The following is a 21852-nucleotide window of genomic DNA, read 5'->3' on the forward strand; positions in this document are numbered from 1 at the left end:
GGTGGAGCGTAGCCGGAACCGGCACAATGTGGAGATGGGCGAGATCGTGGTCGTACGGCACGGGCAGACCGAGTGGAGCGCCGCGGGCCGGCACACCTCCACGACCGACCTGGACCTCACCTCCGCCGGCGAGGACGGCGCCAAGTCCCTGAGCCGGGTGCTGGCCAACCGCGCCTTCGTGGCGGTGATGAGCAGCCCGCGCCGGCGCGCGCGGCGCACCGCCGAGCTGGCCGGCCTGGTCGTCACGGAGGTCGACAACGACATCGCCGAGTGGGACTACGGCACCTACGAGGGCCGCAGCACGTCCGAGATCCACGCCGAGGCTCCGGGCTGGGACCTGTGGCGCGAGGGCTGCCCCGGGGGCGAGACCCCGGAGCAGGTGACGGTCCGCCTCGACCGCTTCATCACGAAGCTGCGCCCGATGCTGGTCCTCGGCGACGTGGCGGTGACGAGCCACGGCCACGCGTCGCGGGCCCTGGCGGCGCGGTGGCTGGAGCAGCCGATCGCGTTCGGCGCGCACCTGACGCTGGGCACCGCGACGATCTCGGTCCTCGGCCACGAGCACGACGCCCCGTCGCTGCGCCTGTGGAACGCCCCGCCGGTCTGACCGGCCGGGTCACCGCGTGCGGCGGAGGCCGTCCATCAGCAGGTCCAGCACCCGGCCGCCCTGGGCCCGGCGATCCGGCTCGGACACCCACAGGGAGACCGCGCTCAGGGCCACCAGCACGTCGTAGGGGTCGACGTCCTGGCGCAGGCCCGTGTCCGCGCCCGCGGCCAGCAGCGCGCCCAGGGCGGCCTCCATCCGGGCGCGGCTCTCGGCGAACGGGTGCCCGCCCGCCGCGATGACCGTGCGCAGCGCCTCGGCCAGGCCGCGCTTGGCCGCGGAGTAGTCGATGAAGCCGTCCATCCAGGCGCGCAGGGCGGCGTCCGGGGGCAGCTCGGCGAGCAGGCGCGGGGCGGACTCGCACAGGCGGGCGAGCTCCGCGCGGTACACCTCCTCGATCAGCGCCTCCCGGGTCGGGAAATGGCGGTAGAGGGTGCCGATGCCGACTCCGGCGTCGCGGGCCACGCGCTCCAGGGTCACCTCGTCGCTCGGCTCGCGGGAGAACGCCTCCAGGGCGGCCTCCAGCAGCCGGTCGCGGTTGCGGCGGGCGTCGGCGCGCAGCGGTCGGGCCGGGTGGGTCACGTCACACTCCGGGAGGGGGTCAAGCGGAGGCACCTCCGGTTACGGTGGGAGCATCTGGAGGCTCCTCCGTTTGATGGTACCGCTGAAGGAGACGATCATGCTTATCACCACACCCTTCGGGGCCGGGTCGACCGCGGCCGAGGTCCTCGCGGGCGTCGACCTGGCCGGACGGCGCGCCGTGGTCACCGGCGGCGCGTCCGGGATCGGGGTCGAGACCGCCCGCGCCCTCGCCGGGGCCGGGGCCGAGGTCACCCTCGCGGTGCGCGACACCGCGGAGGGCGAGCGGGTGGCCGCGGAGCTCACGGGGGCGGTCCACGTGGCGCCCCTCGACCTGGCCGACCAGGCCTCGGTGCGCAAGTTCGCCGAGGCGTGGGAGGGGCCGCTGCACATCCTGGTGCACAACGCCGGGGTCATGGCCCGCCCGCTCGGCCGCTCGCCCGAGGGCTGGGAGCTGCAGTTCGCCACCAACCACCTCGGTCACTTCGCGCTCGCCACCGGCCTGCTGCCGGCGCTGCGGGCCGCGCACGGCGCGCGGGTCGTGTCGGTGTCCTCCAGCGCGCACATGTTCTCGCCGGTGGTGTTCGAGGACATCCACTTCGAGCACCGCGCGTACGAGCCCTGGTCGGCCTACGGGCAGTCGAAGACGGCCAACATCCTCTTCGCGGTCGAGGCGACCCGGCGCTGGTCCGGCGACGGGATCTTCGTCAACGCGCTGCACCCCGGCTCGATCCGGACCAACCTGCAGCGGTACGTCGACCCCGCCGACCTGCAGCGCCTGCGCGAGCGGATCCCGGGCACCGTGGCGCAGTTCAAGACCGTCGAGCAGGGCGCCGCCACGTCGGTGCTGCTCGCCGCCTCGCCGCTGCTGGACGCGGCCGGCGGGAAGTACTTCGAGGACTGCAACGAGGCCGGTCCGCACCTGCCGGACACCCGCACCGGGGTCGAGTCGTACGCCCTGGACCCCGCGGCCGCCGAGCGCCTGTGGGACGTCAGCGTCAAGGAGGTGCAGCGATGAGCAGCTTCGGGTTCGAGTCCACCGCGGCCGAGGTCCTCGCGGGCGTCGACCTGGCCGGCCGCCGCGCGGTCGTCACCGGCGGCGCGTCCGGGATCGGGGTCGAGACCGCCCGCGCCCTCGCCGGGGCCGGGGCCGAGGTCACCCTCGCGGTGCGCGACACCGCGGCGGGCGAGCGGGTGGCCGCGGAGCTCACGGGGGTGGTCCACGTGGCGCCCCTCGACCTGGCCGACCAGGCGTCCGTGCGGGCGTTCGCCGACGCGTGGGACGGCCCCCTGCACATCCTCGTGAACAACGCCGGCGTGATGGCCTCGCCGCTCGGGCGCACCCCGGAGGGCTGGGAGCTGCAGTTCGCGACCAACCACCTCGGGCACTTCGCGCTCGCCGCCCGGCTGCTGCCGGCGCTGCGGGCCGCGGGCGGGGCGCGCGTGGTCGCGGTCAGCTCGACCGCGCACCTGCGCTCGCCCGTGGTGTTCGAGGACATCCACTTCGAGCGGCGCGAGTACGAGCCGTGGCTGGCCTACGGGCAGTCGAAGACGGCCGACGTGCTCTTCGCGGTCGAGGCGGACCGGCGCTGGTCCGGCGACGGCATCCGGGTCAACGCCCTCAACCCGGGCGGCATCCGCACCAACCTGCAGCGCCACGTCGACGTCGACGAGCTGGTGCGGACCGCGACGGCGGCCAACGGCGGGGTGCCGATCCGGTGGAAGACCCCGGAGCAGGGCGCGGCGACCTCGGCGCTGCTGGCCGGCTCGCCGCTCGCCGACGGCGTCGGCGGGCGATACTACGAGGACTGCCACGAGGCCGAGCCCAACCGCCCCGGCACGCGGACCGGGGTGGCCGCCTACGCCCTCGACCCGGAGGCCGCGGCCCGGCTCTGGGATCTGTCCACCACCGCCACCCGCGCCGCCGCCTCCGCAAGCTCCGGCGGCGACGCGACAGAGCTGAGCCCATGGTGAGCGGCCCCTCCGCTCCGCTCCGGACCGCTCACATCACGTTGTAGCGGCTCAGCGGCTCGACCAGCTCCCGCTCCTCGTACGACAGGTGCGACAGCAGTGTGTCGGTGAGCAGGTCGACCGCGGAGCGCACCGCGACGATGCCCTCGGGCTTGGAGACCATCGCCACCAGCGCCTGGTCGACCCGCTCGAGGACCTCGGCGATCACGTGGTGCTCCGCCTCGAGGCGGTCGACGACCGGCACCAGCCCGGGGTCGGCCGCCCGCAGGCGCGGGAACAGGCTCAGGTCCTCGATCGTGTGGTGGGTCGTGACCACGCGGCAGTAGCTCTCGCAGTACGTGCCAAGGGTCCAGTTGTTCTGCCGCATCGCCATCGTGTTGATCATCGAGCGGGCCCGGCCGAGGTCCATCGCGCCGGCCGCGACCTGCTCGACGAGATCCTGCAGCTGGGCCAGCTCCTCACGCAGATGATTGTGTACGTCGATGAGGTGCTGGCCCGACGCCCGCTGGCGGGCGCTGTAGCGCACGGCGAGGTCGCTCGCCGGGCCGGTCGGGCGTTCGGACTCGTCCCAGGGCCGCTCGCTCGAGCGCCGGGTGCCGTCGTCGGGCGTCGGCGTCGCGAGGGTCTCGTTGTGGGCGCGGACCTCGATCGGCGCCGGTGCGGGCTCCGGGGGTACCACCGCCGCGGTTGTCCCGGGGTGGGTGCGCTCGGCCGCGACGAGCTCGCGCACGGCCGGCACCACCTCCAGCGCGAAGCGCTCCAGGTCGCTGTCGCCGCCGGCCTGGGCCATGAGGATGAACGCGCTCATGCCCTCGGTGACCGCCAGCTCGGCGAGCTGCTCCACCCACACCTTCGGCGGGCCCTGGAGGAACTCGCGGCCGTCGCCGCGGAAGGTGCCGGCGATGTTGTACAGGCGGCGCACGTCCCGGGGTCGCCGGCCCGCCGCGTCCGCGGCCTCGTCGATGCGCCGGTTGGACTCGGCGAGCTGCTCCGGCGGCACGTACGGCGAGCTGGGCAGCCACCCGTCGGCGAGCCGGCCGGTGAGCGCGAGCGCCCGCGGCTTGATCGCGCCGACCCAGATGCCGATGTCGTGCGCCGCGCCGGGGCCGGGGTGCGCGCCCTGGAGCCGGTAATGCTCGCCGTCGACGCGGGCCGAGCGCTCGTCGCTCCACAGCGCCCGGATGACCGCGATCGCCTCCTCCAGGGCCTTGAGCGCCTCGCCGCCGGTGCGCCGCGGTCCGCCCATGCCCTCGATCGCGTCCCAGAACGCGCCCGCGCCCAGGCCGAGCTCGACCCGGCCGCCGGTGAGCAGGTCGAGGCTCGCCGCGGCCCGGGCCAGCACCGCGGGCGGGCGCAGCGGCAGGTTGACGACGTTCGGGAACACCGTGATCCGCTCGGTGTGCGCGGCGATGACCGACAGCTGCGTCCAGGAGTCGAGGAAGCGGGCCTGGTACGGGTGGTCCTGCAGGCTCGTCATGTCGAGGCCGAGCTCCTCGGTGCGCACCGCGAGCCGCAGCGCCTCGGCGGCGTTGGCGGCCTCGGCGGGCAGGAAGGTCCCGAAGCGCAGGTCGTGGCCGTAGTCGGTCATGCAGATAATCTTTCGTGCAGAAGGTTCACGGGCAAAGCTTAGCGAACTCCTCGATCACGTCCAAGTGTGCGGGGGTGAGGCCGCGCCGCGGGTCCGGCCGGATGAGCAGGGCCCGGTCGTCGCGCGTGAGCTCGTCGTAGAGCGGCCCGGGCTCCGGCACCTCGACGTCGTCGGTCCACACCAGCCGGCGACCCTCGCGCAGCACGGCCCGGGCCGCGGCGAGCTTGGCCACCGAGAAGTCCGGCACCTCGCCGAACGCCCGGTCCAGGCCCGGCAGCTTGAACAGCCGCTCGACCTCGCCGGGCCACGCGCACCACGTCGAGCACCAGCGCACCTCGACCACGCCGTCGCCGTGCAGGCGGCGGATGCGCTGCACGAGGCCCGGGGCCCAGCGCAGCTTCCACTCCGCGCCTAGGGCGTGCGCGCGGCCCTGGAACGGCGCGGCGCCCCAGCCCGGGCGCTTGACATTGATGACCCCGTCGACGTCGAGCAGCCACACCGGCGCTGCGTCCTGCATGGAAGGAAGGTACCGCGACGGCCGCGATAAATACATTGTGCGCGGCGCGGGGAATGCGTAACGTATTCATCAGCACCGGGAAGAACGATCGGAAGAAGGAGGAAGCCATGCAGCGGCGCCGCGAACTCGAAGCCAAGCACGCCATGGGCGGCCTGGTCCTTCCGGTCGCCGGTTATGCCTGTCTGAACGGCGATAACACCTCCGGTCGGTGGAGCGGCTGACAGCCTGTCAGCGACGCCTCCGCCGCCCACCCCACCGGGGACCGGGCGGCTTTTTCGTACCCTTTCGCCACCATTCAATTCTGCGCGCCCTCGTGCATTCGTTCGTTTTGACAAATACACAGTGGATGGCACACGCAAATGGGCTCGTGGCGCAGCGGTAGCGCATCGGTCTGGCAGACCGACGGTCAGCGGTTCAAATCCGCTCGGGTCCACTTTTGCCGTCGTAGCTCAGTGGTAGAGCAAGGCCCTGTCGAGGCCGAGGCCGCCGGTTCGAACCCGGTCGACGGTGCGCAGTTTGTAGTGATCATGCGGTTGTAGCTCAGTCCGGTCAGAGCGCCGCCTCGCCATGGCGGAGGCCCCGGGTTCGAATCCCGGCTGCCGCTCCACACGCCCTCGTGGCCCAACAGGCAGAGGCACGACGTTGAGGACGTCGACGGTGCGCGTTCGAATCGCGCCGGGGGCACTGGTTCGCGTGTGACACGGCGCGGTGGACGAATGGGAAGAGTCACCGGGTTTTCACCCCGGAACGTTGCGGGTTCGAGTCCCGTCCGCGCTTCGACGTGCCGCTAGCTCAACGGGTAGAGCAGCCGACTCTTAATCGGCGTGTTCGGGGTTCGAGTCCCCGGCGGCGCACTTGCAGGGTGGAGGAGTTCGGTCGTCCTCGCCGGTCTCATAAGCCGGAAACCGCGGGTTCGAATCCCGCCCCTGCCTCTACGTTCCGATGTCGCCCAACCGGCAGGGCAGACGGCTGTTAACCGTCCAGGTCCCGGTTCGAATCCGGGCATCGGAGCCACCATCGCACCACCGCGACGGGGCCGGCCGCGTTCTAACGGGGGGCCGGCCGGTCCCGTCCCTCGCGGGCGCGCCGACGCTGGAGAGTCGGGACTGGCCGTAACCCAGTTGCAAGCGCTCAGGGGGTTCGAATCCCTCCGCCCGCACCTCGCCTTCGTAGCTCAGCGGAGAGAGCATCAGGTTCCGAACCTGAAGGCCGCTGGTTCGAATCCAGCCGGAGGCGCGCACGGCCATATGCCCGAGTGGTCAAGGGGCTCGCCTGCAAAACGAGACATGCCGGTTCGAATCCGGCTATGGCCTCTCAACGCGTGTTGCCATCCACTGTGGACCGTCCACCGCAGGCGGAGCGTCGGCTGCTCGGCCGCCCCTCATAAGGGCGGAGTGCCCGGATCGACACCGGGGCCTGCGACAAACCCTCCCGCTCAGTCGTCGTCGTCCCGCCGGTCCTTCTTTTCCTGCTCCTCGTCCTTGTCGCGCTGGATCGCCAGCTCCAGGGCGAGCACCGCGCACAGGACCAGCAGGTGGTTCTCGCCGTCGGCGATGTTCACCGCGTAGCTGTCGTGGATGCTCAGCCAGCGCTTGGAGACCTGGGCCACCTCGCGGTCGCCGCGCTCCACCGTGAACTCGTGGTCGAAGAGGTCGCCGGACATGGTGAGGTCGTCCGGGCCCGGCACGTCGATGGTGAACTTCTCGCGGAACGGCGTGAAGAGCTTCTTGCGCACCTCGCCGGCCTCCTCGCCGCCGATCTCGATCTGGTACGTCGGGCGCAGCGCGATCAGCTTGCGGCGCACGGAGGCCACCTCGTTGCCGGACGGGTCCTCGATGACGAGCCGGTCGCGCAGGCTCAGCACCTTGCCGTCGACGTGCAGGACCTTGCGCCCGTGGTCGTCGGTGACGTCGAAGTCGTCGCCGACGTCGAAGAAGCGCTCCTTGATGACATACATGCGTCAATTGTCGGCCCGCGGCGCCACTCCCGCCCGGCTCAGCCCCGGCGGGCCAGGACCAGGAAGCCGCGCAGGTCGAGCACCGTGCCGCCGCCGAGCGCGTCAAGCGTCGCGGCGAGGACCTCCAGGGTGTGCTCCTGCGCGGCCGGGCTCTTGGCGCGGAACGGCCCGAACGTGCGCACCAGCCGCAGGTACGCCCCGGTGTCCATCGGCAGGGTCCGGCTCGTGGCGTGCCCGCGCACGTCGCCCCACAACCCGGACGCGAGGACGTCGGCGTGGACCCAGGCGTCGTCGCGTACCGCCGCGGGGGTCTGATCCACCGTCGCGAAGGCCGCGTCGAACGCCCGCGCGTGGGCGGGGTCGGCGTAGCCGTAGCGGTGGCCGAACACGGCGAGCGTGCCGCCGGGCCGCAGCGCGTCGAAACGCCAGCCGGTTGCGCCGCGCCGGGTCGAGCCAGTGCCACGCGAGGGCGCACCCGACGACGTCGGCGGGCCCGGCGCCGGCGTCCTCGAACGGCGCGACGAGCACGGTCGCCCCGGGAAAGCGCGGCCGCAGCCGGGCCGCCATCCGCGGGTCGGGCTCGACGCAGGTCAGGCGCCCGCCGAGGGCGTGCAGGACCGCGGTGCCCTTGCCGGTGCCGGCCCCGATCTCGAGCACGTCGCGCGGCGCCCGGCCGTGGTAGGCGGCGATGGCTTCGGCCAGCCCGGGCGCGTAGCCGGGCCGCGCGTCCTCGTAGACCTCCGCCACCTCGCCGAACCGCAGCCCTTCGTCCATGCCCCGACGATCCCATACGGCCTGCCGGCACCGTCTGAACCGGGCGGCAGGACGAACCTGAACGGCGAAGTTGTTCATGCGGCGATGTCCTAGCGTGACGGGATCATCTCGGGAGGTAACCGTATGGAGCTGAACGCCGCCGTCGCGCTGGTCACCGGGGCCGGGCGCGGGCTCGGGCTGCACATCGCGCGCGAGCTCGTCGCGCGCGGGGCCAAGGTCTACGCGACCGCGCGCAACCCCGCGGGGGTCGACGTGCCGGGGGCCGTCGTGCTGCCGCTCGACGTGACCGACCAGGCGTCCGTCGACGCCGCGGCCGCCGCCGCGTCCGACGTGACGCTGCTGGTGAACAACGCCGGGGTCGCGACGTTCACGAACCTCGTCGACGGCCCGCTCGACGACGTGCGGCTGGAGATGGAGACGCACTACTTCGGCACGCTGCGCATGGTGCGCGCGTTCGCGCCGGTGCTCGCGGCCGGCGGTGGCGGGGCCGTGGTCAACGTGCTGTCGGCGCTGTCGTGGGTGACGTACCTGCACGCGACCTCGTACAGCGCGGCGAAGGCCGCCGAGTGGAGCCTGACCAACGGCGTCCGCCTCGAACTCGCCGCGCAGGGGACGGTCGTGAGCGGGGTGCACCTCGGGGCGGCCGACACCGACATGATGCGCCAGTGGGACGTGCCCAAGCTCGCGCCGGAGTTCGTCGCGGCCGCGGTCGCCGACGGCATCGAGCGCGGCGACCTGGAGATCCTCGTGGACGACGCGGCGGTGCAGGCGAAGGCGGCCCTGGCCGCGGACGTCCGGATGGTGTACCCGCAGCTGGGTTGACGTCAGCTGGTCAGTAGGTCAGGAGAGCCTCGGCGCCGGCCGGGCGGTAGCCGGCGGCCTGGAAGGCGCGGACGCTGCGCGCGTTGCCCGGCGCCTGCTGGGCCCACACCGGCGCCCCGCCCGGCACCAGGTGCCGGGCCGCGGCCGCCAGGGCCCGGCCGAGCCCCCGGTGCCGCACGCGCTCGTCGACCTCGACGGCGGCCTCCCACCGGCCCGCCACCCCGCGCCCGAGCACCAGCAGCCCGCCGTCGGCGGACCAGACCCGCACGTCGTCGCGGTGGTGGCGGGCCCGCACCACCCGCGGATGGTCCGGGTCGCCGAGCTCGCGCAGGGCCAGGGGCGGCGGCCCGGGCCGGGCGGTGGCGACGGTCAGCAGGTCGATGGTGTCGGTCCGGCGGCCGGTGCGCCGCAGCAGCGCGGCCAGGAAGCGGGGGTGCATCGGGGCCGCGAGCTGGTCGCTGCCCGTCGCCGCGAGCTCGGCGCGCAGCCAGTCCGGGTCCTCGTCGACGAAGATCACGGAGTGCGCGGTGAACGCGATGACGCCGGCGTCGCGCGCGCTCGGCTGGGGCGTGAAGGTGACGCCGCCGTCCGCGGGGGGAAAACGGCCCGCGGCGGCGGCGTCGAGCAGGTCCGCCAGTGCTTCGCCCATCGGACCAGCCTGGCAGACGGGTGGTCAGAACGCGGCGATGGACACCGCGGTGTAGGCCGTGTCCGCGGCCGGGGGCGTGGTGAAGCGGGCGTTGGGCAGGTACAACCGGTGCCCGAACTGCGCGATCGTCGTCGGCACGTCGAAGCGCGGGTCGCTGCGCTGGGCCCGGACGCGGCCCGTCGTGCCGGCGCGGTCGAGCTCGAGCGCGACCACGGTGTTGTCGCGGTTCTGCACCACGTACAGCGTGCGCCCGGCCAGCCAGAGCCCGTCGCCGTTGACGAACGTGCGGCCGCCGGTGTCGATGCGGCGCGTGGCGCCGGTGCGCGGGTCGATGCGGAACAGCAGGCCGGTGTTGGACTGCACGGCGATCAGCGCCCGGCCGTCGGGCGTCGCGGCGATGCCGTTGAGGTTGTTGACGCCCGGCGTGAGCACGAAGTCGCCGGTGAGGGCGAGCGTCGTGAACGACTCCGGCAGCTCGGCGTGGCGGCCGTTCGTCACCTTGTACAGCACCGCCTGCCGCGAGTCGGTGAAGTACGCGGAGCCGTCGAGCAGGATGATCGGCCCGCGCGGGCACACTCCTGAGGAGAATGCGCCGCGCGGGCCGGACCGGATCGGACTACAGGAAGCGGTACGCCGTGCCGCCGCGCACCGGGGCGACGCGGATGCCGGCCGACGGGTTCGCCGCCTCGACCATCTTGCCGCCGCCGAGGTAGATGGCGACGTGCCCGGGCATGTGGATGACGTCACCCGGCATCCACTGCCCGGCCGGTACCTGCCGGCCCTTGGCCGCGATCTGCTCGCTCTGGTGCGGCAGCTTGATGCCGACCCGGGCGTACGCGGCCATCACCAGGCCGCTGCAGTCGTAGGCGTCGGGGCCCGCCTTCGCGTACACGTAGGGCTTGCCGACCTGCGCGAGCGCGAACGACACCACCGTGCCGGCGGCCCCGGAAGGGGGAGCGACCGACGTGGTGGTCTTCGACGACGTCGTGGACTTCGTGGTCTTGTTCTGCGAAGTCGTCGACTTCTTCTGCGTCGTCGTCTTGGTCTGCGCCGGGGCGGGCGGCGGGGCCGGGGCGACCGCCGCGTCGCGCACCGAGGCGGCGAGGCGGACGTACTGGTCGCGGTGGGCGCGGTCGACGCGCTCGTAGGCGGCGAGCAGGGCCTCCTGCTCGGCGAGCGTCGGAGCGGGCGAGCCCGGCTGGGCCGTCTCGGACGACTCCGTCTGCGTCGACGCGTGTGGTGCGGGTGGTGCGGGTTGGGCCGCGGCAGAGGCGGAAGGGCCGAGCCAGACGGCGGAAAGGGCAAGGGCAGCGGTGCCTGCTGCAATGCGGTGCAGCGGCTGGCGTGCGTTCAGTTCGGCTCCACGGTCGGCCCGGTGCACTCTCGCGTGTCTCGGGCGGAGGCGCCGCACGTGGTGGCCGGAGCTGACCCGAAGTACCGGGCGAAACGGTTGTTTTCGTACTGCCAGCCCCAAGCAGGGCCGTTCGCGACGCTAGGCCGGATGTGACGCGCCGGAACCCCCTCGTGACATTCCTCACCACCTATCTCACCCACACCTGGGTGGGTATCAACGGATTTGTCCGCACCGACCGGACAACCTTTTCCGGCCGTTGGGACGTCCCGGTTGCGCATCCCAGACCCGCCTGATTCGGGAGGCTTTACGCGCTTATGCGGCATTCATGGGTCTGGCCGCGGTACCGAGGGTCGCCGCCGTAGCCGCGACCCTCGTCGCGCTCGCCGCGTGCGGCACCCCCGGCGCCGAGAGCCCCGCCGCCGACCCCGGCTGCGCCCCCTACACCGCCTACCAGGGTCACCGCGGCAGCACCGTCACCGTCCGCTGCACCCCGCGCGCCAGCATCGGCGTGAGCCGGTGGGACGGCGAGGTGCCCATCGACGCCCTCATGCACGACGCCGACCAGGCCATGTACCCCGTGAAGACCGGCGGCAAGGGCCGCGTCTCGTTCTAGCTGTGCCCGGGGCCTCGCTAGATCGACACCCAGCCGTCGAAGCCGCTCGGGGACATGCAGTGCACCCGCTTCGCCAGGCGCAGCGACGGATCGGTCTCGTACCGCTTCGCCAGGCCCCGCTCCGCCGAGGCGTCCCCGCGGTCCGCGGCCAGCAGCAGCTCGGCCAGCTCGTCCGCCGTACGGTCGGTGATCGCCCCCCACTGGTCCCACAGCAGCGCCTCGTCGCCGTGGCGGTGGGCGACCTCCAGCAGCACCGAGTCGAGCAGGAACTGGTGGCCGTGGAACGGCAGCGCCGGGTCGACGCCGTAGCGGTCCGCGTCGATCAGCCCGCGCCGGTGCGCCGTCCACGCCTGCGCGGCGGTGATGAACTGCGGGAGGTCCGCGGTGTTGAACGGGTAATCTCCCGGCTCCAGCTGCGCGTCGGCGAGCACCCACCGCGTGCCGTTCCAGTACTCGGCGACGACATGGTCGTAGTTCCAGTCCTCGGCGAAGTACGGCGAGAACCCGACCCGGCTGCGCGCCGGCACCCCCCGCCGGCGCAGCGCCGCGATCGTGAGCAGCGTGAAGTCGCGGCAGCAGCCCAGCACCCGCTGCTCCACGGGCCGCGGCTCGCGCAGCGGCAGCGGGAACCGCCCCTGGTCGAGCTCCAGCATCCGGGCGACCCAGCGCGAGTCGATCTCGGCGAGCCGCCCCCCGTCGAACGCGATCCCGGACGCCCGGTAGTGCACGACCAGGTTGCGCACCACCGCCATCAGCCCGGGCACGTCGGTGGGCAGCTCGTCAAGGAGCTCGCCGAACCGGCCGGGGTCGCTGAAGCGCGACTGCTCGCGGTACCGCTGCAACATAAAAATGAACCTAGCAACTCCCGAGCATGATCCGCCCTAGCGCGGCGTGGGCGCGGACGGCCGGGTGGGTCGGGCCGTAGTCGGCCGCGGCCGGCAGACCGTCCGCGAACAGGCTGTACACCACGGCCGGGGTGCCGTCCTCCGCGAAGAAGACGCCGGCCTCGTGCCGGGCCGCGCCGCGGGTGTCGCGGTCCGCGCCGTGCTTCGTGGCCACGCGGGCGCGGGCCGGGCCGGACAGGTCGCGGCGCACGCCGTCGTGGTAGCCGGCCGCCGCGCGCAGCACGCCCAGCATGAACGCGCTGCTCTGCGGGCTCAGCAGCGTGCCCGCGGCCAGGCGCGCGAGCAGGTCGTGGGTCTCGCGCGCGGTCGTGTCGCCGAGGAAGAAGCGGGCCGGGTCGGCGGTGGGCTCGACACGGGTGCGGGCGAACCCCAGCGAGGCGAGGATCTCGTTGACCTCCGGGCCCGGGACGAGCCGCCCGCACAGGCGCACCGCGGTGTTGTCGGACACGAGCAGCAGCGCCGTGAGGACGCCCGCGACCGTGAGCTCGTCGCCGTGGACGGGCTGCAGATGGTACAACCCGGAACCGCCGATGACGTCGGCTCTTTCGAGGCGCACGCGCCGGCCCGGATCCAGCTCGCCGCGGTCGGCCTTGGCCAGCAGGGCGCAGGCGAGGGCCAGTTTCTGGATGCTGTACCCCTTGATGAGCCGCTCGTCGTCGTCCTCGACCGCGACGGTGGACCCGAGGGTGATCCGGGCGTGCCAGTCCCCGCCCGCGCGGCGCTTCTGCCGTGCGTACGCCCGGCGGACGTGAACGAGGGCCATCATCGGCAGTTTAGGGTTCCTGCCATGGACGTCGTGGCCGCGCTGCAGGAACACCTGGACCGGCTCACGTTCGCCGACCGCGGCACCGACGAGGTCACCGAGCTGCTCATCGCCGCGACCGTCGAGTGGGCGACGGCCTCGGGCTGGCGCGCGTACCGCCGGGCGCGCAGTGTCGTGCCGCTGCCCCCGCCGTACGAGCAGCAGTTCTCCGTCGTCGACGTCGGCGTCGCCCGGCCGTCCGCGCCGCCGCTCGTCATCGAGGTGGACCACGCCGACCGGAGGCGCACCCTGGACAAGCTCGCCGCCGAGGCGGCCGCCGGGCGCGAGGCGCTGTGGGTGCGGTGGGGGTCGGGCCGCCTGACGGTACCGCCGCCGCCGATCCGCCTCGTCCCGTTCCCGGTCATCTCGCGCCGCGGCCCGTCGGGCGCGCGGGTGCATTCGCACACAGCGAACACGAACCGGCCCGCGCCGGCGCACACGACACCGCAGGGCTCGTACAGCATTGTGCCCATGGACCCCGACATCGACCTCGTGCTGCGCGCCTACGCCGCCTTCGCCGCGGGCGACATCGCCGCCGCCGTGCGCGACCTCGCCCCCGACGTGGTGTGGATCGAGCCCGACGAGTTCCCCGACGGCGGCCGCCACGACGGGCGCGCAGCGGTCGCCCGGTACCTGCAGGCGTCCTACGACAGCTGGCGCGAGCTGCACTCGTCGCCGGCGGCGGCGCGCGCCGGGGACTCCATCGTCGTCGTGCACCGCGTGCACGGGGTGCTGGCCGACGGTACCGAGCACACGGCCGTGGCCACGGACGTCTTCACGGTGGTGGAGGGGCGCGTGGTGCGGATGGAGGCTCAGGCGGGCGGCTGAGCGGCGAACAGCTCCCCGAAGATCGGCATCGGGTCCAGGCTCGCGGGCAAGACGGTCCGGAACCGTCACTCTCCGCCGGCCACCGCCTCTGCGGCCTTGCGCAGGCCCTCGGCCTCCATCCGGATGTATCTACGGATCAGGCTGCCGTAGAAGACGGTTACCGCCCTGGCCAAGGGGCCCGCGAAGGACAAGGTCAGCTCGGCCGTGCACGTTCCGTCGCCGTTGTCGACGGCCCAGTGGCCGCCGATGTTGTGTACGCCCGGGACCGAGGACGAGGACCACTCGAAGCCGTTGGAGTCGACCCTCGTCACCGTCCAGGTGCCCGGGCGCAGCTTCGGCTGGGTCACCACCACGGTCTCGCCCGTCGTCAGGGGGCCCGTCGCCTTGCGGTCCACATGGGACACCGACGCGGTCCAGGACGGCCAGTCCTGGACCGCCTTCATGATGTCGCCGGCCACCGTTGCCGGGGCCGCGATCGTGATGGTGTCGCGGAAATCCACGCTCATGAGGGCAGCGTACGACCCGCCGGAACTAACCGAGCTTGAGCCACAGGGCGCCCAGCGGCGGGATCCGGATCTCGGCCGACGCCGGCAGGCCGTTGTGCGGCTGCCCCGTCGCCTCCACCGAGCCCATGTTCCCCACGCCCGAGCCGCCGTAGACGTCCGCGTCCGTGTTCAGGATCTCCAGCCAGCGGCCCGTGAACGGCAGGCCGATGCGGTAGCCGTAGTGCGGGTGCGCCGCGAAGTTCACCACCACCGCCACGACCGAGCCGTCGCCGCCCCAGCGCAGGTACGAGAACACGTTGCCGCCCGAGTCCTCGTTGTTGATCCAGCGGAAGCCGTCCGGCGTGATGTCCTGGCTCCAAAGGGCCGGCGTGCGGCGGTACGCCGCGTTGAGGTCGCGCACCAGGTGCTGCAGGCCGCCGCGCAGCGGGTCCTGCACCAGGCCCCAGTCCAGGCCGCGCTCCTCGCTCCACTCCTGCTCGTCGCCCAGCTCGCAGCCCATGAAGAGCAGCTGCTTGCCGGGGAAGGACCACATGTACGCCAGCAGCGCCCTCGCGTTGGCGATCTTCTTCCACAGGTCGCCGGGCATCTTGCCCACGAGCGAGCCCTTGCCGTGCACGACCTCGTCGTGGCTGATCGGCAGGACGTAGTTCTCGCTCCACGCGTAGACGGTCGCGAACGTCATCTGGTTGTGGTGGTACTGGCGGTAGATCGGGTCCTTCGCGACGTACGTCAGCGTGTCGTGCATCCAGCCCATGTTCCACTTGAAGCCGAAGCCGAGGCCGCCGGAGTCGGTCGGGCGGGTGACGCCGAGCCAGGCCGTCGACTCCTCGGCGATCATCATGATGCCGGGGTGGTGCTTGTAGACGGTCGCGTTCGCCTCCTGCAGGAAGGAGATCGCGTCGAGGTTCTCCCGGCCGCCGTACTGGTTCGGCGCCCACTGCCCGTCCTCGCGGGAGTAGTCCAGGTACAGCATCGAGGCTACGGCGTCGACCCGCAGCGCGTCGGCGTGGAACTCCTCGCACCAGTACAGGGCGTTGGCGACGAGGAAGTTGCGCACCTCGCTGCGGCCGAAGTCGAAGATGAGCGTGCCCCAGTCCGGGTGCTCGCCGCGGCGCCAGTCGCCGTGCTCGTACAGCGGCGTCCCGTCGAACCGGGCCAGCGCCCACGAGTCCTTGGGGAAGTGCGCGGGCACCCAGTCGAGGATGACGCCGATGTCGGCCTGGTGGAGCTTGTCGACCAGGTGGCGGAACTCGTCCGGCGAGCCGAAGCGCGCGGTCGGGGCGTAGTAGCCGGTGACCTGGTAGCCCCAGGAGCCGCCGAACGGGTGCTCCATGACGGGCAGGAACTCCACGTGCGTGAAGCCCATGTCCTTGACGTACTCGGTGAGCTGGTCGGCGAGCTCCAGGTAGGACAGGCCGGGCCGCCACGAGCCCAGGTGCACCTCGTAGATGCTGACCGGCTCCTCGTGTGTGCGGCGCTCGGCGCGCGCGGCGATCCAGTCGGCGTCCTTCCAGTCGTACGCCGAGCTGTAGACGACGCTCGCGGTGGCCGGCGGGAGCTCGGTGTGCTGGGCGAGCGGGTCGGCCTTCTCCACCCAGTCGTTGTCGGGGGTCAGGAGCCGGAATTTGTACTTCTGGCCGGCGCCCGCGTCCGGGACGTACAGCTCCCACACGCCGCTGCCGCCGAGCGAACGCATCGGCAGCCCGTCGTGCGCGCCCCAGCCGGTGAAGTCGCCGACGACCCGCACACCGCGGGCGTTGGGCGCCCACACCGCGAACGCGACACCGCCGGGGCGCACCTGGGCGCCGAGGACGGTCCACAGCCGCTCGTGCCGGCCCTCCTGGATGAGGTGCAGGTCGAGGTCGCCGAGGGTCGGCAGGTGCCGGTACGGGTCGTCGGTCAGCGTGCCGTCGGCGTCGATGCGGTAGTCGCTGACGACCCCCGGCACCTCGACCTCGAACACCCCTTCGCCGTGCACCTGGGTCATCGGGTAGCGCTCGCCGTCGACGACGGCGGCCACGTCCGCGGCACCGCGGCGTACGGCCCGGATGACTGTCACGTCCGGGCCGGGGTGCGCGCCGAGGATGCCGTGCGGGTCGTGGGACCGGCCGGCGATGAGGTCGTCGAGATTCATAGGAGTGCTCACCTTGTCGTCAGGTCGGAACCGTTCAGCATGCGCTCGATCGACTGCAGGGGGATCCGCAGCCAGCCCGGCCGGTGCCGAGCCTCGTACGCGCTCTCGTAGACCGCCTTGTCCAGCTCGTAGGCGCGCAGCAGCGCACGGTCGTCGCGCGGGTCGTACCCGGCGGCGGCAGCATAGCCGTCGCAGAATGCGTCCCGGTTACGGTCGACCCACTGCCGGGCCCGGCGGGCGAGCTCCTCGTCGTCCTCCTGGCCGAGCAGGAGCTGGAAGGCGGCGTACTCGTAGGAGCGCAGCATGCCGGCGACGTCCCGCAGTACCGAATCCGGCTTCAGACGCTCTTCCACCGCCACTCCGGGCTCACCCTCGAAGTCGATCAGCAACCACGACTCGGGGGTCCGCAGGACCTGGCCGAGGTGCAGGTCGCCGTGGATGCGCTGGGTGCGCACCGGCTCCTCGCCGGCGGTGCGCAGCATGGCGGCGATCTGGCCGGCCAACGGCTCGAGGTCGGGCACGACGCGCATGGCGCTGTCGAGGCGGGCCAGCATCGACTCGACCGGCGGGGGAGCGCTCTGCGTGGCCAGCTCGGCGGCGAGGGTACCGTGCACGTGCGCGACGGCCTCGCCGAGCCGGTTGGACTCGCTGGCGAAGTCGCCGCCGACCTCGTCGGGGTTCAGGTCGTGCTCGGCGTACAGGTCGCGGGCGCTGGTGGTGGCCATCGCCCAGCCCTCGGCGGAGTTCTGCGCGTACTCCGTCACCATCGCCAGGGCCAGGTGCTCACCCTCGGGGGTGGTGCTCTCGATCGCGCCCAGCAGCCGGGCCACGTTGGGGCAGCCGGCCCGGGCGAGCACGCGGTTGAGCTCGAGGTCGGGGTTCACCCCGGCGGTGACGCGGCGGAACGCCTTGAGGATCGCGGCGCTGTCGAAGACGACGGACGTGTTGCTCTGCTCGGCGCCGGAGATGCGGGCGGGCGCGTCGACCGGCAGCGCCACCCCGGGCTCGGGCACGAACCGGACCCCGTCGACGACCGCGCCGGTGTCGATGAGCGCGAGGACGCGCTGGGCCGAGTGCTCGTCGTAGAGGGCGTCGGAGGCGGTGCGGTCGCCGTCGGCGCCGATGAGGGCGGCCGCGGACAGCTCCGCGGCGACGTCGAGGTTCCAGCCGATGAAGACCTGGTACCGCTCCGAGCCGCCGTCCTCGTAGTGGGCGTCGAGCAGCACGTGGTCGAGCCCGTCGGGCAGGTGCGTCACGACGGCGGGCTCGGCCTTCGTGAGGGTGCGGGTGCGCCCCGCGTACCACCGCTGATGCGGCAGCCAGTCGGTGTACGGCAGAGAAGTCATGGCCATCCTCATTGCCTGTGCTATCAGCTCTGCTCGACCGGTGCGGTCAGCTGGAACCAGTAGAAACCGTGCCCCGGGAGGGTCAGCAGGTACGGCAGCTGACCGACCGGCGGGAACTGGACGTGCCCCGTGAGCTCGATGGGTGTGTAGCCCGCCCAGTTCTGCAGGTTCAGCTCGATCGGCTGAGGGAACCGCGACAGGTTGTTCACGCACAGCACGACGTCTTCGCCGTGTATGCGCACGAACGCCAGGATCGAAGGGTTGGAGCCGCCCAGCTCGCGGAACTCGCCGGCGGCGAACGCCTCGTGGCGGCGGCGGACCTGCAGCATCGTGCGGGTCCAGTTGAGTACGGAGGTGGAGTTCTCCTTCTGCGCCTCGACGTTGACGGCCTGGTAGCCGTAGACGTGGTCCTGGATCGCCGGCAGGTAGAGCCGGCCCGGGTTGGCCTGGGAGAAGCCGGCGTTGCGGTCCGGGGTCCACTGCATCGGGGTGCGCACGCCGTCGCGGTCGCCGAGCCAGATGTTGTCGCCCATGCCGATCTCGTCGCCGTAGTACAGCACCGGCGAGCCGGGCAGCGACAGCAGCAGGGCGGTGAACAGCTCGATCTGGTTGCGGTCGTTCTCCAGCAGCGGGGCCAGCCGGCGCCGGATGCCGACGTTGGCGCGCATGCGCGGGTCCTTGGCGTACTCCGCGTACATGTAGTCGCGCTCCTCGTCGGTGACCATCTCCAGGGTCAGCTCGTCGTGGTTGCGCAGGAAGATGCCCCACTGGCAGTTGCCGGGGATCTGCGGGGTGTGGGCCAGGATCTCCGAGATCGGGAAGCGCGACTCGCGCCGCACCGCCATGAAGATGCGCGGCATGAGCGGGAAGTGGAACGCCATGTGGCACTCGTCGCCATCGCCGAAGTACTCCACGACGTCGGCCGGCCACTGGTTGGCCTCGGCGAGCAGGACCCGGCCCGGGAACTCGTCGTCGACGACCTTGCGGCAGCGGCGCAGGAACTCGTGCGTCTCCGGCAGGTTCTCGCAGTTGGTGCCCTCGGCCTCGAACAGGTACGGCACCGCGTCGAGCCGGAAGCCGTCGATGCCCAGGTCCAGCCAGAACCGCAGCACGTCGACCATCTCGCGCTGGACGTCAGGGTTGGCGTAGTTGAGGTCGGGCTGGTGGGAGAAGAACCGGTGCCAGAAGAACTGCCGCCGCACCGGGTCGAACGTCCAGTTGGACTCCTCGGTGTCGACGAAGATGACCCGGGCGTCGCTGTAGGCCTTGTCGGTGTCGGACCACACGTAGTAGTCGCCGTAGGGGCCGTCGGGGTCGCGCCGGGACTCCTGGAACCACTGGTGGGAGTCCGAGGTGTGGTTCATGACCAGGTCGGTGATGACCCGGATGCCGCGCTTGTGGGCCGCGTCGAGGAGGTCGACGAAGTCCTCGACGGTGCCGAACTCGGGCAGGACCTTGTAGAAGTCCCGGATGTCGTACCCGCCGTCGCGCAGCGGCGAGTCGTAGAACGGCGGCAGCCACAGGCAGTCCACGCCGAGCCACTGCAGATAGTCGAGCTGGCCGATGAGCCCCTTGAGGTCCCCGGCGCCGTCCGCGTTGGAGTCGGCGAAGGCGCGCACCAGTACCTCGTAGAAGACCGCCCGCTGAAACCAGCGCTCCTCGGCGGGCAGTCCCCGCGCGTGGCCGAAGTCGCTTGACGACGGGTGCTCGACTGCATCGCTCATGCTGTACCCACCTTGCCTACCCGCGCCGTCACCGGTTGTTCACCGGTGGCGGTGCACCGTGAACACATGCGCCGGCTCGTAGTAGGGGTCGAGCCGGACCGCATTGTGCTGTCCCCAGTCGAACGTCGCGCCGGTGACCTCGTCGCGCACCGTGAACCGCTCGTGCCAGTCGAAGCCCAGCGCGGGCATGTCCAGCGTCGTGTTACCCCACTGCACGTTGTGCGAATCCAGCGACACGATGACGAGGACGGTGTCGTCGGTCTGCGGGTCGCGCTTGGACCAGCACAGGACCTGCTCGTTGTCGATGCCGTGGAACACGGTGTTGCGCAGCCGTTGCAGCGCCTTGTGCTCGCGGCGCACGGCGTTGAGCCGGCGCAGGTAGGGCGCGAGCGACTCGCCGTTGCGCTCGGCGGCCTCCCAGTCGCGGGGGCGCAGCTGGAACTTCTCGTTGTCCAGGTACTCCTCGGCGCCCGGGCGCGGCAGGTGCTCGAAGAGCTCGAAGCCGGCGTACATGCCCCAGGAGGGGCTCAGCAGCGCGGCGAGCACGGCGCGGATCTTGAACATCGGCGGGCCGCCGTGCTGCAGGTGCTCGGGGAGGATGTCGGGCGTGTTCGGCCAGAAGTTGGGGCGCATGTAGTCGGCGGCCGCGATGAGCTGCTCGACGTACTCGCGGATCTCCCAGCCCAGGACGCGCCAGGTGAAGTACGTGTACGACTGCGTGAACCCGATCTTGCCCAGCCCGTGCATCATCGCCGGGCGGGTGAAGGCCTCGGCGAGGAACAGCACGTCGGGGTCGGCCGCCTTGACCTCGCCGATTATCCAGTGCCAGAAGCCGACCGGCTTGGTGTGCGGGTTGTCGACCCGGAAGATCTTCACGCCCTGCGCGACCCAGTGCAGGACCACGCGCAGCACCTCGGCGCGGATGCCCTCGGGGTCGTTGTCGAAGTTCAGCGGGTAGATGTCCTGGTACTTCTTCGGCGGGTTCTCGGCGTAGGCGATGGAGCCGTCGGCGCGGGTGGTGAACCACTCCGGGTGCTCGGTGACCCACGGGTGGTCGGGCGCGCACTGCAGGGCCAGGTCCATGGCGATCTCGACGCCGGCCCGGTGCGCCTCGGCGATGAACGCCCGGAAGTCGTCCAGGGTGCCGAGGTCGGGGTGGATGGCGTCGTGGCCGCCCTCGGCCGCGCCGATCGCCCACGGCGAGCCGATGTCCTCGGGACCGGCGACCAGGGTGTTGTTCGGGCCCTTGCGGTTGACCCGGCCGATGGGGTGGATCGGCGGGAGGTACACCACGTCGAAGCCCATGTCCGCGACCTGCGCCAGGCGCGGGGTGGCGGAGGCGAACGTGCCGTGCTTGACCGGCTTGCCGCGCTCGTCGACGACGGCGCCCTCGGAGCGCGGGAAGAACTCGTACCAGGCCGAGAACAGCGCCCGCTCCCGGTCGCACCACAGCGGCAGCGCCTCGGCGCGGGTCACCTGCTGGCGCAGCGGGTGCCGCCACAGCACGTCGGTGAGGCCCAGCGCCGGCGAGACCCGCGCGAACAGCGGGATGCCGGCGTCGTCGAGGGCGCCGGCCGCGCCGACCACCCGGCCGCGCTCCTGCTCGGGCATCCCCGCGGCCGCCTCGCGCAGCAGCGCCGCGCCCTCGGCCAGGTCGTTGGCGAGGTCCTCGAGGCCCTGCCCGGCGGCGATCTTCTTGGACACGGCGCTGTGCCAGGTGAGGTACGGGTCGCTGAACGCCTCGATCGCGAACTGCCAGGCGCCGACCGCGTCGGGGCGCATCTCCCCGAGCCAGGAGTCGGTGCCGGCCGGGCCGGGCCGCAGCCGGTTGAACGGCTGCTCCGTGCCGTCGGGCGCGATGAGCACGACGTTGCACCCCATCATCGCGTGGCCCTCGCGGTACGACACCGCCGAGACCGGCACCGCCTCGCCGACGACCGCCTTGGCCGCGAAGCGACCGCCCTCGATCTGCGGGGACACCTGTTCGATGGGGAACCGCTGGCCGACCCCGACCGCCGGCGCGTGGAAGAACGCGGCCGGCGACTCGGCCGTCTCCTGGGGCCGCACCGGCTCCTCGGACAGGGCGAGCTCCGTCTCGGTCGGCTTGGTGGTCGCGATCTCGGTCTTGAGCGCCTCGGGGGGATTGCCCATGATCCTCACCGTATCGAATTGTCGGGGT

At 72.2% G+C, this 21852-nt stretch carries 22 protein-coding genes, 11 tRNA genes and 1 pseudogene; 18 read left to right on the forward strand and 16 right to left on the reverse strand.

What is annotated here, in order from left to right:
* Positions 1-34 precede the first annotated feature (34 nt).
* Positions 35-607 (forward strand): histidine phosphatase family protein, encoded by a 573-nt coding sequence (locus AB0B76_RS31865; RefSeq protein WP_360382404.1) that lies wholly within the window; start codon positions 35-37, stop codon positions 605-607.
* A gap of 9 nt (positions 608-616) precedes the next feature.
* On the opposite strand, the gene AB0B76_RS31870 is transcribed toward AB0B76_RS31865, so the two are convergent.
* Positions 617-1186: a helix-turn-helix domain-containing protein gene (locus AB0B76_RS31870; protein WP_360382405.1), complete on the reverse strand. Its 570-nt coding sequence runs from the start codon at positions 1184-1186 to the stop codon at positions 617-619.
* 97 nt (positions 1187-1283) lie between these two features.
* Here AB0B76_RS31870 and AB0B76_RS31875 point away from each other — a divergent pair, with 97 nt between their 5' ends.
* Together AB0B76_RS31875 and AB0B76_RS31880 are read left to right on the forward strand one after the other, a co-directional pair.
* Positions 1284-2201 carry an SDR family NAD(P)-dependent oxidoreductase gene (locus tag AB0B76_RS31875; RefSeq protein ID WP_360382407.1) on the forward strand — a complete coding sequence of 306 codons (918 nt, stop codon included), beginning with the start codon at positions 1284-1286 and terminating at the stop codon, positions 2199-2201.
* Positions 2198-3157 (forward strand): SDR family NAD(P)-dependent oxidoreductase, encoded by a 960-nt coding sequence (locus AB0B76_RS31880; protein ID WP_360382409.1) that lies wholly within the window; start codon positions 2198-2200, stop codon positions 3155-3157. Before AB0B76_RS31875 ends, AB0B76_RS31880 begins: the two co-directional genes overlap by 4 nt.
* A 28-nt stretch (positions 3158-3185) precedes the next feature.
* Here AB0B76_RS31880 and AB0B76_RS31885 read toward each other — a convergent pair whose 3' ends face one another.
* The gene (locus AB0B76_RS31885; RefSeq protein ID WP_360382411.1) at positions 3186-4742 is read right to left on the reverse strand and encodes an LLM class flavin-dependent oxidoreductase; all 1557 of its coding nucleotides are present in this window, start codon (positions 4740-4742) and stop codon (positions 3186-3188) included.
* A 25-nt stretch (positions 4743-4767) separates the two neighbouring features.
* Complete coding sequence (locus AB0B76_RS31890) at positions 4768-5259, reverse strand: HAD domain-containing protein (RefSeq protein WP_360382413.1); 492 nt, start codon at positions 5257-5259, stop codon at positions 4768-4770.
* 53 nt (positions 5260-5312) lie between these two features.
* Here AB0B76_RS31890 and AB0B76_RS31895 point away from each other — a divergent pair, with 53 nt between their 5' ends.
* The 12 genes from AB0B76_RS31895 (at position 5313) to AB0B76_RS31950 (ending at position 6572) form a co-directional block, all read left to right on the forward strand.
* Entirely contained in the window at positions 5313-5480 is a 168-nt protein-coding gene (locus AB0B76_RS31895; protein WP_360382414.1) for a hypothetical protein, read from the forward strand.
* Positions 5481-5620: 140 nt separating this feature from the next.
* Positions 5621-5692 (forward strand) — tRNA-Ala (locus AB0B76_RS31900).
* A gap of 5 nt (positions 5693-5697) precedes the next feature.
* Positions 5698-5769 (forward strand) — tRNA-Asp (locus AB0B76_RS31905).
* A gap of 19 nt (positions 5770-5788) precedes the next feature.
* Positions 5789-5866 (forward strand) — tRNA-Gly (locus tag AB0B76_RS31910).
* Between the two features lie 3 nt (positions 5867-5869).
* Positions 5870-5943 (forward strand) — tRNA-Leu (locus AB0B76_RS31915).
* 18 nt (positions 5944-5961) lie between these two features.
* A tRNA-Glu gene (locus tag AB0B76_RS31920) sits at positions 5962-6036 on the forward strand.
* Between the two features lie 4 nt (positions 6037-6040).
* Positions 6041-6113: transfer RNA gene (locus tag AB0B76_RS31925), tRNA-Lys, on the forward strand.
* Between the two features lie 2 nt (positions 6114-6115).
* A tRNA-Met gene (locus tag AB0B76_RS31930) sits at positions 6116-6191 on the forward strand.
* A 6-nt stretch (positions 6192-6197) separates the two neighbouring features.
* Positions 6198-6273, forward strand: a tRNA-Asn gene (locus AB0B76_RS31935).
* A gap of 63 nt (positions 6274-6336) precedes the next feature.
* Positions 6337-6418: transfer RNA gene (locus tag AB0B76_RS31940), tRNA-Tyr, on the forward strand.
* 4 nt (positions 6419-6422) lie between these two features.
* Positions 6423-6495, forward strand: a tRNA-Arg gene (locus tag AB0B76_RS31945).
* A gap of 5 nt (positions 6496-6500) precedes the next feature.
* A tRNA-Cys gene (locus AB0B76_RS31950) sits at positions 6501-6572 on the forward strand.
* Between the two features lie 122 nt (positions 6573-6694).
* Here AB0B76_RS31950 and AB0B76_RS31955 read toward each other — a convergent pair.
* The 3 genes and pseudogenes from AB0B76_RS31955 to AB0B76_RS31965 all read right to left on the reverse strand — a co-directional run.
* Positions 6695-7216, reverse strand: a complete 522-nt coding sequence (locus AB0B76_RS31955) for an LURP-one-related family protein (RefSeq protein ID WP_360382416.1) — start codon at positions 7214-7216, stop codon at positions 6695-6697.
* A gap of 38 nt (positions 7217-7254) precedes the next feature.
* A complete protein-coding gene (locus tag AB0B76_RS31960; protein WP_360382457.1) occupies positions 7255-7605 on the reverse strand; it encodes a hypothetical protein in 351 nt (116 codons plus the stop codon).
* 100 nt (positions 7606-7705) lie between these two features.
* A pseudogene (locus AB0B76_RS31965) lies at positions 7706-8068 on the reverse strand (methyltransferase domain-containing protein); the annotation flags it as partial.
* A 45-nt stretch (positions 8069-8113) separates the two neighbouring features.
* Between AB0B76_RS31965 and AB0B76_RS31970 the strand changes: the two are divergent.
* Positions 8114-8812 carry an SDR family oxidoreductase gene (locus AB0B76_RS31970; protein ID WP_360382417.1) on the forward strand — a complete coding sequence of 233 codons (699 nt, stop codon included), beginning with the start codon at positions 8114-8116 and terminating at the stop codon, positions 8810-8812.
* Positions 8813-8822: 10 nt separating this feature from the next.
* Here the strand turns inward: AB0B76_RS31970 and AB0B76_RS31975 are convergent, their stop codons facing one another.
* The 3 genes from AB0B76_RS31975 to AB0B76_RS31985 are packed head-to-tail and all read right to left on the reverse strand — an operon-like array spanning position 8823 to position 10842.
* Positions 8823-9461, reverse strand: coding sequence for a GNAT family N-acetyltransferase (locus tag AB0B76_RS31975; protein ID WP_360382419.1), 639 nt, complete (start codon positions 9459-9461; stop codon positions 8823-8825).
* A gap of 24 nt (positions 9462-9485) precedes the next feature.
* Entirely contained in the window at positions 9486-10037 is a 552-nt protein-coding gene (locus tag AB0B76_RS31980) for a hypothetical protein (RefSeq protein ID WP_360382421.1), read from the reverse strand.
* 40 nt (positions 10038-10077) lie between these two features.
* Positions 10078-10842, reverse strand: a complete 765-nt coding sequence (locus AB0B76_RS31985) for a C40 family peptidase (protein WP_360382422.1) — start codon at positions 10840-10842, stop codon at positions 10078-10080.
* A gap of 298 nt (positions 10843-11140) precedes the next feature.
* Between AB0B76_RS31985 and AB0B76_RS31990 the strand changes: the two genes are divergently transcribed.
* Complete coding sequence (locus AB0B76_RS31990) at positions 11141-11428, forward strand: GGDEF domain-containing protein (protein ID WP_360382424.1); 288 nt, start codon at positions 11141-11143, stop codon at positions 11426-11428.
* A 17-nt stretch (positions 11429-11445) separates the two neighbouring features.
* On the opposite strand, the gene AB0B76_RS31995 is transcribed toward AB0B76_RS31990, so the two are convergent.
* Entirely contained in the window at positions 11446-12273 is an 828-nt protein-coding gene (locus AB0B76_RS31995) for a transglutaminase domain-containing protein (RefSeq protein WP_360382426.1), read from the reverse strand.
* A gap of 10 nt (positions 12274-12283) precedes the next feature.
* Complete coding sequence (locus AB0B76_RS32000) at positions 12284-13099, reverse strand: serine hydrolase (RefSeq protein ID WP_360382427.1); 816 nt, start codon at positions 13097-13099, stop codon at positions 12284-12286.
* A 21-nt stretch (positions 13100-13120) separates the two neighbouring features.
* Here AB0B76_RS32000 and AB0B76_RS32005 point away from each other — a divergent pair, with 21 nt between their 5' ends.
* Complete coding sequence (locus AB0B76_RS32005; RefSeq protein ID WP_360382429.1) at positions 13121-13963, forward strand: nuclear transport factor 2 family protein; 843 nt, start codon at positions 13121-13123, stop codon at positions 13961-13963.
* Positions 13964-14028: 65 nt separating this feature from the next.
* On the opposite strand, the gene AB0B76_RS32010 is transcribed toward AB0B76_RS32005, so the two are convergent.
* Genes AB0B76_RS32010 through AB0B76_RS32030 form a run of 5 tightly spaced genes read right to left on the reverse strand, consistent with a single transcriptional unit; the run spans position 14029 to position 21824 of the window.
* Complete coding sequence (locus tag AB0B76_RS32010; protein WP_360382430.1) at positions 14029-14469, reverse strand: SRPBCC family protein; 441 nt, start codon at positions 14467-14469, stop codon at positions 14029-14031.
* A 25-nt stretch (positions 14470-14494) separates the two neighbouring features.
* Positions 14495-16603: a 1,4-alpha-glucan branching protein GlgB gene (glgB, locus tag AB0B76_RS32015; RefSeq protein WP_360382432.1), complete on the reverse strand. Its 2109-nt coding sequence runs from the start codon at positions 16601-16603 to the stop codon at positions 14495-14497.
* Between the two features lie 8 nt (positions 16604-16611).
* Positions 16612-17949, reverse strand: coding sequence for a maltokinase (locus AB0B76_RS32020; protein WP_360382434.1), 1338 nt, complete (start codon positions 17947-17949; stop codon positions 16612-16614).
* A 23-nt stretch (positions 17950-17972) separates the two neighbouring features.
* Positions 17973-19673: a maltose alpha-D-glucosyltransferase gene (gene treS / locus AB0B76_RS32025; protein WP_360382436.1), complete on the reverse strand. Its 1701-nt coding sequence runs from the start codon at positions 19671-19673 to the stop codon at positions 17973-17975.
* Positions 19674-19712: 39 nt separating this feature from the next.
* The gene (locus AB0B76_RS32030; protein ID WP_360382437.1) at positions 19713-21824 is read right to left on the reverse strand and encodes an alpha-1,4-glucan--maltose-1-phosphate maltosyltransferase; all 2112 of its coding nucleotides are present in this window, start codon (positions 21822-21824) and stop codon (positions 19713-19715) included.
* Between the last annotated feature and the right edge of the window lie 28 nt (positions 21825-21852).

It is taken from the genome of Dactylosporangium sp. NPDC049140 (assembly GCF_040648435.1).